The sequence below is a fragment of the Hyphomonas oceanitis genome, from assembly GCF_036964545.1.
Classification (GTDB): Bacteria; Pseudomonadota; Alphaproteobacteria; order Caulobacterales; family Hyphomonadaceae; genus Hyphomonas; species Hyphomonas oceanitis.
Window position 1 is genome coordinate 915,705 of record NZ_JBALTL010000001.1, and the last position, 14,027, is coordinate 929,731.

At 62.0% G+C, this 14,027-nt stretch carries 12 protein-coding genes; 3 read left to right on the plus strand and 9 right to left on the minus strand.

The window, feature by feature from the left end:
- Positions 1-54 precede the first annotated feature (54 nt).
- The gene (locus V7651_RS04530; RefSeq protein WP_335612378.1) at positions 55-768 is read left to right on the plus strand and encodes a class I SAM-dependent methyltransferase; all 714 of its coding nucleotides are present in this window, start codon (positions 55-57) and stop codon (positions 766-768) included.
- 218 nt (positions 769-986) lie between these two features.
- Complete coding sequence (locus tag V7651_RS04535) at positions 987-1,415, plus strand: hypothetical protein (protein WP_335612379.1); 429 nt, start codon at positions 987-989, stop codon at positions 1,413-1,415.
- Positions 1,416-1,419: 4 nt separating this feature from the next.
- Here V7651_RS04535 and V7651_RS04540 read toward each other — a convergent pair whose 3' ends face one another.
- The 8 genes from V7651_RS04540 to V7651_RS04575 all read right to left on the minus strand — a co-directional run bounded on the left by V7651_RS04540 (position 1,420) and on the right by V7651_RS04575 (position 11,730).
- Complete coding sequence (locus V7651_RS04540; protein WP_335612380.1) at positions 1,420-1,680, minus strand: CBU_0592 family membrane protein; 261 nt, start codon at positions 1,678-1,680, stop codon at positions 1,420-1,422.
- Positions 1,681-1,686: 6 nt separating this feature from the next.
- The gene (odhB, locus tag V7651_RS04545) at positions 1,687-3,216 is read right to left on the minus strand and encodes a 2-oxoglutarate dehydrogenase complex dihydrolipoyllysine-residue succinyltransferase (RefSeq protein ID WP_335612381.1); all 1,530 of its coding nucleotides are present in this window, start codon (positions 3,214-3,216) and stop codon (positions 1,687-1,689) included.
- Between the two features lie 37 nt (positions 3,217-3,253).
- A complete protein-coding gene (locus V7651_RS04550) occupies positions 3,254-6,262 on the minus strand; it encodes a 2-oxoglutarate dehydrogenase E1 component (RefSeq protein WP_335612382.1) in 3,009 nt (1,002 codons plus the stop codon).
- Between the two features lie 160 nt (positions 6,263-6,422).
- Positions 6,423-7,325, minus strand: coding sequence for a succinate--CoA ligase subunit alpha (sucD, locus tag V7651_RS04555; RefSeq protein ID WP_335612383.1), 903 nt, complete (start codon positions 7,323-7,325; stop codon positions 6,423-6,425).
- Between the two features lie 9 nt (positions 7,326-7,334).
- On the minus strand, positions 7,335-8,522 hold the full coding sequence (gene sucC / locus V7651_RS04560) for an ADP-forming succinate--CoA ligase subunit beta (protein ID WP_335589993.1): 1,188 nt from the start codon (positions 8,520-8,522) through the stop codon (positions 7,335-7,337).
- 124 nt (positions 8,523-8,646) lie between these two features.
- Positions 8,647-9,891: an MFS transporter gene (locus V7651_RS04565; RefSeq protein WP_035535004.1), complete on the minus strand. Its 1,245-nt coding sequence runs from the start codon at positions 9,889-9,891 to the stop codon at positions 8,647-8,649.
- Between the two features lie 39 nt (positions 9,892-9,930).
- Positions 9,931-11,100 (minus strand): alkaline phosphatase D family protein, encoded by a 1,170-nt coding sequence (locus V7651_RS04570; RefSeq protein ID WP_335612384.1) that lies wholly within the window; start codon positions 11,098-11,100, stop codon positions 9,931-9,933.
- Between the two features lie 75 nt (positions 11,101-11,175).
- Complete coding sequence (locus V7651_RS04575) at positions 11,176-11,730, minus strand: DUF2306 domain-containing protein (protein ID WP_335612385.1); 555 nt, start codon at positions 11,728-11,730, stop codon at positions 11,176-11,178.
- Positions 11,731-11,877: 147 nt separating this feature from the next.
- Here V7651_RS04575 and V7651_RS04580 point away from each other — a divergent pair, with 147 nt between their 5' ends.
- The gene (locus tag V7651_RS04580; protein WP_335612386.1) at positions 11,878-12,618 is read left to right on the plus strand and encodes a LytTR family DNA-binding domain-containing protein; all 741 of its coding nucleotides are present in this window, start codon (positions 11,878-11,880) and stop codon (positions 12,616-12,618) included.
- Here the strand turns inward: V7651_RS04580 and V7651_RS04585 are convergent.
- The gene (locus V7651_RS04585; protein WP_335612387.1) at positions 12,615-13,916 is read right to left on the minus strand and encodes a TAXI family TRAP transporter solute-binding subunit; all 1,302 of its coding nucleotides are present in this window, start codon (positions 13,914-13,916) and stop codon (positions 12,615-12,617) included. The two genes, V7651_RS04580 and V7651_RS04585, sit on opposite strands and share 4 nt — an antisense overlap.
- Positions 13,917-14,027 lie beyond the last annotated feature (111 nt).

Consider the following 14,027-nt stretch of genomic DNA (forward strand, 5'->3'; position numbering starts at 1 on the left):
GCAGGATGGAAATGTAACTATATTACATTTTCCTTGCCCTTACCCGGAGATTCCATGTCCCAACTCGATCCCACAATCATGTTCGACAAGGCGCACGCCGAAAAATATGACACCAAATTCGCCCGCGCAGAGCCATTCCGCGATGTGATCCATCTCGTAACCGACCTTGCATTCGCGTCCCTGCCGGATGACGCAAACATCCTTGTCGTCGGTGCGGGAACGGGATCGGAAATCGTCGCCCTTGCGGGCCGCCATCCCGGCTGGCACTTCACGGCTGTGGACCCGGCCGGCGCCATGCTGGACGTGTTCCGGGAGAAGGCTGCAGCCGCGGGAATTCTCGACCGCTGCACGATCCATGTCGGCTATATCGAGACCCTTGCCGCCACACCTCTCCATGACGCCACCACGAGCCTGCTGGTCTCGCATTTCCTGCAAACCGACGCATCACGCGGGGCCTTCTTTGCGGAGATTGCCGCGCGGCTGAAGCCCGGCGCCCTGCTGGTCAACGCCGACCTTGCCGCCGACATGACCGACAAGACCAGCGCACGCCTCTATGCGACCTGGGAACAGATGCTGCGGGAGACGGGCGCAGACGCGGCAGGACTCGCCAATTACCGCGCAGGCTTCGGGCGCGATTTTGCCGTCCACTCGCCGGCTGCCGTCGAAGCGCTAATTCAAGAGAACGGATTCGAGCGCCCCTCCCCTCTGGCGCAAACACTTCTGATGCGGACCTGGCTGACCGCGAAGACGTTATCCGCCCATGCTTGAAATCGTCCACATCCCTTGGTAAGCGGACGATATGCACACGATGAACACCCTCCAGCAGCAACAGCAGGTCCGGATTTCCGGATGGAGCGGGCGTGTGCGTGCCGGGAATATGCCTGACTGAACACCAGGTCAGGAAGTTCCGGAACCCCAACCCCGCCATCGCTGGCGGGGTTTTGTTTTTCGGGCATCCTGCCGGCCAGCCAAAAGGAAGATGTATCATGGCTTTCACATCCGATACCGAGATTGAGCACACCACGCGCCGCATGATCGACCGCACCTTGCCGAAAGAGGCCTGGACGCACGAAGCCCATTTCGCAGGCGCCCTTTGGCTGGTCGCTGCGGACTTTGAGGCCGCGCAGCGCGAGATGCCGGGCATGATCCGCGCCTATAATGAATCCGTGGGCGGCGTGAATTCCGACACGGAAGGCTATCACGAGACGATCACGCAAGCCTCGCTGCGCGCGGCGCGGCACGTGATGGACCGGGCGGCACCGGGCACGCAGCTACATCTGGTGCTGCGGGAGCTGATGGCGGGTGCGTTCGGCCAATCGGACTGGCTGCTGACCTATTGGTCGAAGCCGGTCCTGTTCTCGGTAGAGGCGCGGCGAAGCTGGGTCGAACCGGACCTGCAGCCCCTTCCCTTCTAGATGTCTAGACCGGCGGCGCGCGCCAGAAGGACCGCACGGCCTTGACCAGCCCGTAAAGGCTGATCAGGGCCCAGCAGCCCTCCATGAGGGCGGCCGAGAGATTGAAGTCGAAAGCGAGCGACACGAGGATCGCGACGGACCCGAACAGGTTCAGCGCCGAATAGAGCCGCGATCGCGATTCAATCCGCTCTGCCTGCAGCAGCAGGTAGCCGAGAAGGGTCAGAACGACGCCAACAATGCCGATGGCGTCGAACAGGCTGACCATCAGGGACTAGACTTCCAGCAGCATGCGTTCCGGATCTTCCAGCGCTTCCTTGACGCGGACGAGGAAGGTCACTGCTTCCTTGCCGTCAACGATACGGTGGTCATAGGAGAGCGCGAGATACATCATCGGACGGATCACGACCTGACCATTGATGGCGACCGGGCGGTTCTCGATCCGGTGCATGCCGAGCACGCCGGACTGCGGGGGGTTCAGGATCGGCGTCGACATCAGCGAGCCATAGATGCCGCCGTTCGAGATGGTGAACGTGCCGCCCTGCATGTCGCCGATCGTGAGATCGCCGTCACGGGCGCGCTTGCCCAAGTCGGCAATGTATTTCTCGATACCGGCCAGCGACAGGTCATCACTGTCACGCACGACCGGCACGACAAGGCCCTTGTCGGTGCCGACGGCGACGCCGATGTCATAATAGTTCTTGTAGATGATGTCGGTGCCGTCGATCTCGGCATTGACGGCCGGGACTTCTTTCAGCGCGTTGACGCAGGCCTTCACGAAGAAGCTCATGAAGCCGAGCTTGATGCCATGCTTGGCAACGAAGCTGTCCTGATGCTTCTTCCGCAGGTCCATGATGGCACCCATGTCCACGTCATTGAACGTGGTCAGCATGGCGGCGCTGTCCTGGGCCTCTTTGAGACGGCGGGCGATGGTCTGGCGCAGGCGCGTCATGCGGACACGTTCTTCGCGTGGGCCAATGTCGCGCGGTGCCCGGGATTCCGTGACGGCGTTGGAGGACGAGGCCTTCGGCGCGCTGTTCACATAGGCAAGGGCATCGGCCTTGGTGGCGCGACCATCGCGGCCGGAACCCGGGATGTTGGCGGCGTCGACACCGGCTTCGGTCGAGATGCGGCGCACGGATGGCGAGACAGGCGCGCCTTCGGTGGCGGCCTTGGCGGCTGGTGGTGGCGGCGAAGCCGGGCTGGCCGACGGGGCCGCTCCGGCACCCCCGGCGCTGATGCGCGCGATGACGGAGCCTGGCGTCACGCCGTCGCCTTCACTGGCGACGAGTTCGGCGATGACACCATCAGCCGGTGACGGCACTTCGAGCGCGACCTTGTCAGTCTCGATCTCGGCAATTGTCTCGTCTTTCTTGACGCTGTCGCCGACCTTTTTGAGGAAGGTCGAGAGCGTGCCTTCGGCGACGCTTTCGCCCATCGCAGGCACGACAACGTCGGTCATCTTGCCACCGGACGCTGCGGGGGCAGCCTCTTCCTTGGCGGCGGGCTTGGAGTCCTTGGCGGGCGCTGCGGCCTCGGCCTTGGCAGGGGCAGCCTTGCCCGCGCTGCCACCGGCATTCACGCGGCCGAGCAGCGCGCCGATTTCCACCGTGTCACCCTCTTTGGCGACGATATCGGAGAGTACGCCGTCTTCTGGCGCCGAAACTTCGACGGAAACCTTGTCTGTTTCCAGTTCGACGAGCACGTCGTCGCGCTTGACGCTGTCACCGGCCGATTTGAGCCATTGGCCGACGGTGGCTTCGGTGACGCTTTCGCCGAGTGTAGGGACTGTAATGTCGGTCATGTTTTAAGGTCCGTATTGGAATATCTGGAAAGGGCGATCAGATGGCGACGATCTTGTCGTCGACCGGATCGGGGCCGAGGGCCGCGTTGATGAAGGCGGCCATTTCGGCCTTGTGCTTGGACATGAGGCCCGTCGCGGTCGCTGCCGAAGGCGGACGACCGGCATAGCGCGGACGCGGGTTCTTGGAGCCGATCTGGCCAGCGCACCATTCGATCTCGTCACGGATGAAGGTCCAGCCGCCCATGTTGCGCGGCTCTTCCTGGCACCAGACCAGTTCGGCGCCGGGGAAACGCTTCAGCTCGGCCATGATCGAGCGGCGTGGCACCGGATAGAACTGTTCGAAGCGCATCAGGTAGACATCATCCACGCCGGATTCCTCGCGAGCTTCGAACAGGTCGTAATAGACCTTGCCCGAACACATCACGACACGGCGGATCTTGTTGTCCTTGGCGAGCTTCACCTTGCCTTCGCGGCCCGGCGTTTCGGCATCATCCCAAAGGATGCGGTGGAATGAGGACTTCGTCGTCATGTCGTCCAGCGCCGATGTCGCCAGCTTGTGACGCAGCAGTGATTTCGGCGTCATGATGATCAGCGGCTTGCGGAAGTCGCGGTGGATCTGGCGACGGATGGCGTGGAAATAGTTCGCCGGGGTCGTCAGGTTGCACACCTGCATATTGTCTTCCGCGCACATTTGCAGGAAGCGCTCGAGGCGGGCGGAGGAGTGCTCCGGCCCCTGCCCTTCATAGCCATGCGGCAACAGGCAAACCAGGCCCGACATGCGCAGCCATTTGCGCTCCGCCGAGGAAATGAACTGGTCAAAGAAGACCTGCGCACCGTTCGCGAAGTCGCCGAACTGGGCTTCCCACAGGGTCAGCGTGTTCGGGTCGGCCAGCGAATAGCCATACTCATAGCCAAGCACCGCTTCCTCGGAGAGGAGCGAGTCGATGACTTCATAATGGGCCTGCTTTTCGCTGATATGGTTCAGCGGCGTGTAGCGCTCACCTGATTTCTGGTCGACAAAATGGCTGTGGCGTTGCGAGAACGTGCCGCGGCCTACGTCCTGGCCCGAGAGACGGACGGGGAAGCCTTCATCCAGCAGCGTGCCGAAGGCGAGATGCTCGGCGGTGGCCCAATCGAGGCCTTCGCCTATGGAAATCGCCGTGGCGCGACCTTCGATCACGCGGGTCAGCGTCTTGTGGATCTCGATATCGTCCGGAACGGTCGTCAGCGTCTTGCCGAGTTCCTGCAGGCGCTTCTTGGCAACGCCGGTCTTGCCGCGACGCTCATCGTCTTCCGGCAGGCCGAGGCCCTTCCATTCGCCGTCCAGCCAGTCGGCTTTCTTGGCCTGGAATTTCTTGCTCTTTTCAAACTCGGCATCGAGATAGTTCTCGAAATCGCTGACCTGCTTGTCGAGTTCCTCGGCTGTCAGGATGCCTTCGCTGACGAGGCGCTGACCATAGATCTCGCGGGTCGAGGGATGGCCCTTGATCTCGTTATACATGACCGGCTGGGTGAACATGGGCTCGTCGCCCTCATTGTGCCCAAAGCGGCGATAGCAGAACATGTCGATGACCACGTCCTTGGCAAATTTCTGCCGGAACTCGGTCGCGACCTTGGCTGCATAGGTGACAGCCTCAGGATCGTCGCCATTGACGTGGAAGATCGGTGCCTGAACCATCAGCGCAACATCCGACGGATACGGCGACGAGCGCGAATACATCGGGCTGGTCGTAAAGCCGATCTGGTTATTGACGATGAAGTGGATCGTGCCGCCTGTGCGATAGCCGGAAAGGCCCGACAGCGCGAAACACTCGGCCACAACGCCCTGCCCCGCAAAGGCAGCGTCGCCGTGCAGCAGAAGTGGCAGCACTTTCGTGCGCACCAGTTCGCCGGTTTCGCGGTGGAGCATTTCCTGCTTGGAGCGCGACTTGCCGAGCACGACAGGGTCAACCGCTTCAAGGTGAGACGGGTTGGCATTCATCGACAGGTGGACATTATTGTCGTCGAACGTGCGGTCGGACGAGGCACCGAGGTGGTATTTCACGTCGCCCGAGCCGAACTGGTCGGCGCCTTGCGTGTTGCCGCCCTGGAATTCGAAGAAGATCTGCTCGTAGGGCTTGCCCATCACGGCCGCCAGCATGTTGAGGCGGCCCCTGTGGGGCATGCCGACAACGATTTCTTCAACGCCAAGGGCGCCGCCGCGCTTGATGATCTGTTCCAGCGCCGGGACAGCGGCTTCACCGCCATCAAGACCGAAGCGCTTGGTGCCGGGATAGCGCTTGTGCAGGAAGCGCTCGAATGTTTCCGCCTCGATCAGCTTCGCGAGGATCGCTTTCTTGCCTTCGGTCGTGAAGGCAACGCCCTTGTCCGGGCCTTCGATACGTTCCTGCAGCCAGGATTTCTCGGCCGGATCGGAAATGTGCATGAACTCGATGCCGAGCGTCGAGCAATAGGTGCGGCGCAGGATGTCGAGCATCTCGCGCACGGTCGCGTATTCGAGGCCGAGATAGAAATCGATGAAGATGCGGCGTTCCATGTCGGCTTCGGTGAAGCCATAGGTCTCGGGGTTCAGTTCCGGCTGCGCGCCGAAATCCTCAAGACCGAGCGGATCGAGCTTGGCGGCCAGGTGGCCACGCATCCGGTAGGCGCGGATCATCATGATCGCGCGGATGGAATCCTTGACCGACTGGGCGATGTCGGCTTCCGACGCGGTTGGCTTGTCGGCCTTGATCTTCTTCTCGATACGCGGATCGAGCCCGGCCCAGTTGCCGTCAAAGGCGGCGACTTCGTCACCCTTCTTCTGCAACGGCCAGTCGGCGCGTTTCCAGCTGGCGCCGGCGGCGTTCAGCGCAGAATTGTTTGGATTGTCGTCAAGCTCTTCAAAGAAAGCCTGCCAGCTTTCCGGCACCGACGAAGGGTCGCGCGAATAAGCTGCCTGCATCTGCTCGAGCCACTGGGCCGAACCCCCATAAAGGAAAGCCGTGTCGAGCATCGCCGCATTGCCTTTGCTGCGCGCGCCATTCACCGGGCTGCCGTCGTCTGCCATGTCTTCCGTCCTCTGGACCAAATCGTTCCCCATCATATAGGAACGAAACCTTGCTGTGTTCCTGTCACCAGGAACTTTTTGCAGGACGGCCGACGCGGTCAGAACCTGGCCTCGCCAGACGGGCCAACCGGCCGCCCTGGCTCATACAATTCAGGGCGACTTAGCCCTTCAGCACCTCGACCATGGTCGTGCCAAGGCGTGCAGGTGATGGCGACACGCGGATACCCGCAGCCTCCATCGCAGCAATCTTGCTTTCTGCATCGCCCTTGCCACCGGACACGATCGCGCCTGCATGGCCCATCGTGCGGCCTTTTGGCGCCGTGCGACCGGCGATGAAGCCGACCATCGGTTTCTTGCGGCCTTTCTTGGCCTCATCGATGAGGAACTGGGCTGCGTCTTCTTCTGCGCTGCCGCCAATTTCACCAATCATGATGATGGACTTTGTTTCGTCATCGGCAAGGAACATTTCCAGCATGTCGATGAATTCGGTGCCTTTGACCGGATCGCCGCCAATGCCGACAGCCGTTGTCTGGCCAAGACCCACCTGGGTGGTCTGGAACACGGCTTCATAGGTCAGCGTGCCGGAGCGCGAAACGACGCCGACAGAGCCCTTCTTGAAGATGGAGCCCGGCATGATGCCGATCTTGCACTCATTGGCGGTGATGATGCCGGGGCAGTTCGGACCGATCAGGCGCGACTTGGATTTCGCGAGCTTCGCCTTGACGCGAACCATGTCGAGCACAGGCACGCCTTCGGTGATGCAGACGATCAGCGGGATTTCCGCGTCGATGGCTTCTTCAATGGCTGCAGCAGCGCCGGCTGGCGGGACGTAGACAACGGACGCGGTTGCGCCGGTCTTTTCCTTGCCTTCAGCGACAGTCGAGAAGATCGGCAGTTCGGTGCCGTTGTCGGCTTTCCAGATTTCGCCACCCTTTTTCGGGTGAATGCCGCCAACCATCTTGGTGCCGTAATAAGCCAGGCCCTGATTGGTGTGGAACGAGCCGGTATTACCGGTCATGCCCTGCGTCAGGATCTTGGTATTGTTATCAATAAGAATGGACATGAGTATTCCTTAGCCGCGAACCGCGTTGACAATTTTCTGGGCCGCGTCGTCGAGATCGTCGGCGGAGATGACGTTGAGACCGGAGTCGGCAATGATCTTCTTGCCGAGTTCCACGTTCGTGCCTTCCAGGCGAACGACCAGCGGAACAGCGAGGTTCGTTTCCTTCACGGCCGCGATCACGCCTTCAGCAATGACGTCACATTTCATGATGCCCCCGAAGATGTTCACGAGGATGCCCTTCACGTTCGGGTCCTTCATGATGATCTTGAACGCAGCAGCCACTTTCTCCTTGCCGGCGCCGCCGCCGACGTCACAGAAGTTCGCTGGCTCTTCGCCGTAGAGTTTGATGATGTCCATGGTGGCCATGGCGAGGCCCGCGCCGTTGACCATGCAGCCAATCGTGCCGTCGAGGGCGATATAGGCAAGGTCCCATTCAGAGGCCTCGATTTCCTTCTCGTCTTCTTCGGTCTTGTCGCGCAGTTCCACGATGTCCGGGTGACGGAACAGGGCGTTGCCGTCGAACGAGACTTTCGCGTCGAGCACGCGCAGGTGACCGTTCTCCATGACGATCAGAGGGTTGACCTCCAGCATCGCCATGTCCTTCTCGGTGAAGGCTTTGTAGAGGATCGGGAAGAGTTTCATGCCGTCGGCGCGGGCTGTGCCCTCCAGCTTCAGCGCATCGCAGAGCTTCGAGGCATCGTCTTCGGTCACGCCGCCATCAACTGGCAGGGTCATGATTTTCTCAGGCGTATCGTGGGCAACCGCTTCGATATCCATGCCGCCTTCGGTCGAGACGACGAAAGCCACCTTGCCGGATTCACGGTCAACGAGGATCGAGAGATAAAGCTCGCGGTCAATGTCGGCGCCGTCTTCGATATAGAGGCGGTTGACCTGCTTGCCACTTGCGCTGGTCTGGGCGGTCACGAGGTGATGGCCGAGCATCTCTTTGGCGTGGGCCAGGACGTCTTCCTTCGTGAAAGCGAGGCGTACGCCGCCTTTTTCACCGGCTTCGGCTTCCACGAACTTGCCCTTGCCGCGTCCGCCTGCATGGATCTGGCTTTTCACCACCCAAAGCGGCCCTGGCAGCGTATCGACCGCCTTCTGGACGTCGTCGAGGGAGAGGACCGGTACGCCTTCGGCAACGGGAGCGCCGAAGGATTTCAGCACCGCTTTTGCCTGGTATTCGTGAATATTCATATGGAATGCCCTGATGGTTGCGTCGCGTGCGAGAAGGCCGCGTGCCGCCCCGCTATTGGTTGGGGCTGTATAACAGGCTTATTCGTGCCGACAACTGGCTGGGTACGCGTATCTGGATGCAGCCTCAGGCCTCAAGTTCCGGATTGCGCGGGTCAAGCTCTACCGAGGCGAGCGATGTTGGCGTTATCGGGCTCCACTCTTCCTGCTGGGCTTCCGTCGGGGCCGCCCGCTGCTTCACGCGCAGCACCATCAGGCCTGCCAGTACCAGCAGCAGCACGCCTGCCAGTCCGAACAGGCCGACCCGGTCGGCCATGCGCATCGCCGTGCCCGACATCAGCGGCCCGACAATGGATCCCGCCGCCCAGACGAAGAGTAGACCGGACATGACCTGCGGCACCCGGCCGCGCGGCGTGCGGTCAATCGCATGCGCCACACAGAGGCCATAGAAAGACAGGGCCCCTGCCCCCCAGACGGTGAGCACGGCAATCACGCCGATCTCGCCAAGCGCCACACCGAAAATGGCGATCAGCAATGACGCGATGCCAGACATTGTGCACATGCCGGCAATAACGAGGCGCCGCTCAATACGGTCGGAAAGCACACCGGCAGGCCATTGCAGCACAAGGCCGCCGAGCCAGGCTGCCGCGCCAGCAATGGCCACAGCCGCCGTGCCGCCACCCGCCAGCTTGAACCCTTCGAAATAGATCGGCAGCAGGGCCAGCGTGCCGGTATTGATCACCCCCGCCAGGAACACGCCAATCACGGCCGCAGGAGCGATGCGGAACAGCTCGGCCACGGGCATCGACTTGCGATCCGGCGGCGACGGCTCCTTCTGCCGGGTCAGGCAGACCGGCACCAGCGCCAGCGTCAGGAAAAGCGCGGCCCAGACATAGGCCCGGCTGTCGAGCGGCGACATGCCGGCCACAAAGAAAGGCCCGATCATCAGCGAGAGCTTGGCGCCCGTATGGTAGATGCCCATGACATTGCCGCGCGACTTGTCGGGCACGGCCTCGCCCATCCAACTCTCGATACTGGTGAACATGTAGGCAAAGGCGACGCCCTGCACGAGACGCGCAATCGCCCAGAAGCCGGCATCATGCCAGAGCGACAGCGCCAGCACGGCAACGGCGTTCATCGCGGAAGCCGCTGCAAACAGGCGGATATTGCCGACCTGCCCCAGCATGCGCGGCGCCGACCAGGCACCGATCATGTAGCCGGCAGCATTGAAGCCGGCAATCACACCAATGGCCTGCGGCCCCGTTCCCATCGCCTCAAGACCGAGCGGCGTCAGCATGCTCAGCAGTCCTCCCGCGATCTGCACGATCATGACGGAAAGAATCAGGACGAATACGTTACGGGTGTCAGACATCGACTTCCTGGTGGCGGGCGGGCTTGTCCCGCGCCTTTATCATTTGAATTTGACCGTGGTCTCCTCAACGGTCGCGCCATCATCGGCCTTGATCGACAATGCAGCCGTGCCGGTTTCCCAATCAATATCAATCGCCCCGAAATTTTCAGGAGAATAGCCAGCGCCGATCTGGGCGATGTCCATCTCGTCCGTCGTGTCGGAGAAGGAGGCATTGAGTGAGGATGCGGTCAGCTCATAGGCCGGATAGTCCAGAACGCCCTCCTTGCGATAGAGGAAAGCTGCATGTCGATCGCCTGATACGAACACGACACCCTTGGCCCCGGTCTCGCCTATCAGGCCATACAGGCGCGACTGCTCGAGCGGCAGGCGCGACCAGGACTCATAGCCCTGCCCGTCGGTCGCCACGACCTGCACCGACGACACGATGAGGCGCAGGTCAGCCGGCTGCTGCAGCTGGTTTTCCAGCCAGGTCCACTGGTCAGTGCCGAGCATGTCCTGACGCACATCCGCCGAGGGCACATAGCGTTCCTTGCCCTTCGCGCCATATTCGTCCGTGCGCGTCAGCGGTGTGCGGAAGAAGCGCGTGTCCAGCATGATGATCTGGGTGCGCTTGCCCTCAGGCCCGAACGTGCGGGCATAATAGGTGCCCGGCCATGCGCCCACATCCTGCTTCTCGAGGCCCCAGAACCGCTCGTGAATGCGCTCGGAGAGGCGCCGGAACGGAAAATTCTTGCCGCCATCATTTGCGCCGTAATCATGATCGTCCCAGGCCACCATCATCGGATGGGCGGCGCGTACGGCCTGAAAATCCGGCCGCGCAGCCAGATCGCGGAAACTCTCGCGCAATTCGTCCAGCTCAGCCTGATTGCTGAGCACCTGCTTGCCGTCCATGTCGCCATAAACATTGTCGCCCATCATCAGGAAGAGGTCGGCCTTCTCTTTCGCGATTTCCTCAAGCGCGGGCGCTTCGGCGGCCTCCTCGTTCAGGCAGGACGCGACCAGCACGCGCGTGAGCGGCTGGTCGGCGGGCGGAAGCGGCAGGCCTTTTGGCGCGCGCGGGAAGAAATTATCCGGCAGTGTGCGGTAATAGGCTTCCAGCGCCTCTTCGGGGCTGGCGGGTGAACGTGTAAGGCCGGGGATCGAAATCGGACCCGGCGCCTGACACGCCGCAAGACCAATCAAGCCGGCCAGGACCATTGCGCGTTTCATGTCTGCCTCCCGCCTTTCTGACGTATTGCCAACATGTGTAGCGGGGTTCTGCTGCTGCAGTAAGGCAAGAATGGGTCAAACCCCGAAGAAAATTGACCACATCATCCTACCGGGCAGGAAGGTGAACAGACCGGCCACAATCATGCCACCCAGGAACATGTTGGTCATGTGCTTGCGGTGGGCCTTGATGTCATGCCGCCGCGCCGCCGCCACGCCCATTGGCAGGACAATCACCGACCAGGCGGAAAGCGCATGGATGAAGCTGAAATGGTCGCCATTCAGCCCTGTCAGGAAAAACGAGCTGATTGCGGTGACGGCCATCGTCACCACCCAGGTATAGCCAAGCACCCGGTGCAGGCGCCTGCCCTTCCTGTAAGCCAGGAGGAAAGCGCCGATAGCGAACGAAGCCAGCGCGCCGGTGACATGCGCCTTGAGCACCCAGGGCGACGTCATCAGGGGCGTGACATCCAGCCGGAAACGGATCGGCGGACTACCAGCGGCTTCCAGCATCATGCGGCTGATCAGAAGATAGGCGATGACCGCGATGATCAGGACGATCCAGGTCTTGTTGCGCCGGATCTGGTCACGGAACGGACGGCGATGGGTCCGGGAGGGGGCAGGCTGTGTCATGGGAAACTCCTTGGGGCGGGTTGTGACCCACACCTCTCCCCTCCCCCGCATGCCCGCCACCGCGTTTGCACGGAGTGACTGGAATCCTGCGTGAAATGCAGTCAGAACAGTTCACGAAGCGCGAAATGCAGGAGGATTCTTAAGCCGATGACGGGCCGCCTGACCCCCTTCCTGCGAACGTCCGCCATCTTTATCGGCGTATCCTTGGCGTTCACATGGTTTGGCGTCTACGACACGGGCGGCTCCTTCACGCTACGGCTGTTTATGTGGCTGATCACCATGTGCGTCGGGGGCGCAGCGGCGATCTGGGCCATTCCGGCGACGTTCGAGCGCTACCTTGCAGAACAGCATGTTGCGCTGAGGGTTGGCGTAGCGGCGGCCCTGATCGCGGTTCCGGTGACGATCTCGCTCGTCGTCTTTTTCCTGGCGCTGGGCGGGTATTTCAGCGCGACCGGCCTCCTTATCCAATACGTCTATGTCTACGCTGTCTGCCTTGTCATGGTGGCGAGCGGTGTTGTCGTAGCACAGGCAAGACGCGCCCCGCCGCTCGGCGCCGCCGAGGCCTCTGACGCGCGGGCAACATTCCTTGAGCGCCTGCCGGTCAAATATCGCGGCGCAGCGATCTGGGCGATTTCCTCTGAAGACCATTACCTGCGCATCCACACCGATCGCGGCGAGGAGCTGATCCTGATGCGGCTCGCAGATGCCATGCGGGAGCTGTTAGGCGCTGGCGGGCTTCAGGTGCACCGGTCATGGTGGGTGGCAACCGACGGCGTTGCCGATACGCGCCGCGAGGGCGGCAAGCTCTGGCTGGTGCTGAAATCCGGCAAGGAAGCACCCGTCTCGCGTACATTCCTGTCGGCAGTCAAAGACGCAAACCTCGCCTAGATACCCAGGCCCGGCGTCGGCCGCGTGTTCATCACGAGGTGCTTCACGAACTCGACATGGTTGCGCAGGCGGTAGAGGTCGTCGGTATAGGAGAGCGGCACATCCATCTCGCCGATCTCGACCTGCAGGTCTTCCAGCGCATCGGTGATCTCCACGCGCTCTTCCTTGCTTGGCATCGCCCGGCCGCGCGCCTCAAGGTCGCGCAGGTCCTTGTACCAGATGTAGATCTTGCGGCGCACACGCCAGCGATAGATCGGCGGCGCCACCCTTACGAGCGGGAACATCAATGTCAGCAACGGAATCGCCAGGATCCAGGCCCTGTCGAGAAAGTTCGCAACGTCGAAAGAGAAATAACGGCGCAGGAAGGATGGGCCGTTCTCGTAATAACGCTCCGCCTGCCGGCTGACCGGCAGGTCGGTCCAATTCGGGTCCGGGAAGGCGCCGGCAGGGGCCAGGATGCTGCCATCCTGATGGATCGCATTCGCGGAATCGACCAGCAGTGCTTCGATCGCCGGGTGGAGCGACTTCGCCACAACAAGCTGCGCGACGGGAGCAACCAGCGGCACGTCGCGCGCCGGAATGTCTGCACCAATATCGACCACACCGCGGAGCAGAGTCACCGCCGCAAGTGCCGGCTGGCGGCGCGACAGGGCTTCCGACCGCTCAAAGGACAAGAGGGAAATGCCGGGTGCCCGCAACAGCGTCTGCACATAAGGCGCATCCGGCGAGGCTGCAAAACCCGCCGCATCAATCTGACCGGCAATCAGGGCCTCGGCCGCCGGCGTGCCTGAAAGTGTATTGCGCGACGCCTCCGGCCATGTCCCGTCGAACTCTTCCTGTAGCTCGACACCTAGGATGCGCGTGCCGGACCCGAGCGGACCGATGGCGAAACGCTTCGATCTGAGGTCGCCAAATTCTGTAACGCCCGCCTCTTCGCGAACGAACACCCAGAAAGGCTCATGGAAAAGGCCGCCGAGCGAGCGCAGCGTGGCCGCATCGCCGGGCTTTGCCAGCCCGCCCTGGACCAGCGCCACATCCACCTGCCCCTCATCCAGCAGGCGCAAATTCTCGACCGAACCGGCCGTCTGGATCAGCTCGACCTCGATCCCCTGCTCGTCCAGCAGGCGCTGATAGCGTTCGGCAAAGGCGTAATAGGCCCCGCCCTGCGCGCCAGCGGCAAACTTGATGTGTTTCGGGGGCGCGGGGTCCATCAGCATCAGGGTGACGATGACACCCAGTACCGCGACCAGCACGAACGGCCAGTAAACCTTCAGGAAGTCCTTTACGGCCGTGACCATCTGCGTCCCATTTTCTGTTCGAAATGTCCCGCAACAAGGTCTAGGGCGACACGCACGCCGGATCAATCGCGTACGCGGGCCTGCCCTTAAAATGCCCCATACGCGCCTCGC

Excerpts from the sequence above, each read along its gene's own strand:
- V7651_RS04530 (WP_335612378.1), top strand. The coding sequence starts at position 55 with ATGTCCCAACTCGATCCCACAATCATGTTCGACAAGGCGCACGCCGAA.
- V7651_RS04535 (WP_335612379.1), top strand. The coding sequence starts at position 987 with ATGGCTTTCACATCCGATACCGAGATTGAGCACACCACGCGCCGCATG.
- V7651_RS04540 (WP_335612380.1), bottom strand. The coding sequence starts at position 1,680 with ATGGTCAGCCTGTTCGACGCCATCGGCATTGTTGGCGTCGTTCTGACC.
- odhB (WP_335612381.1), bottom strand. The coding sequence starts at position 3,216 with ATGACCGACATTACAGTCCCTACACTCGGCGAAAGCGTCACCGAAGCC.
- V7651_RS04550 (WP_335612382.1), bottom strand. The coding sequence starts at position 6,262 with ATGGCAGACGACGGCAGCCCGGTGAATGGCGCGCGCAGCAAAGGCAAT.
- sucD (WP_335612383.1), bottom strand. The coding sequence starts at position 7,325 with ATGTCCATTCTTATTGATAACAATACCAAGATCCTGACGCAGGGCATG.
- sucC (WP_335589993.1), bottom strand. The coding sequence starts at position 8,522 with ATGAATATTCACGAATACCAGGCAAAAGCGGTGCTGAAATCCTTCGGC.
- V7651_RS04565 (WP_035535004.1), bottom strand. The coding sequence starts at position 9,891 with ATGTCTGACACCCGTAACGTATTCGTCCTGATTCTTTCCGTCATGATC.
- V7651_RS04570 (WP_335612384.1), bottom strand. The coding sequence starts at position 11,100 with ATGAAACGCGCAATGGTCCTGGCCGGCTTGATTGGTCTTGCGGCGTGT.
- V7651_RS04575 (WP_335612385.1), bottom strand. The coding sequence starts at position 11,730 with ATGACACAGCCTGCCCCCTCCCGGACCCATCGCCGTCCGTTCCGTGAC.
- V7651_RS04580 (WP_335612386.1), top strand. The coding sequence starts at position 11,878 with ATGACGGGCCGCCTGACCCCCTTCCTGCGAACGTCCGCCATCTTTATC.
- V7651_RS04585 (WP_335612387.1), bottom strand. The coding sequence starts at position 13,916 with ATGGTCACGGCCGTAAAGGACTTCCTGAAGGTTTACTGGCCGTTCGTG.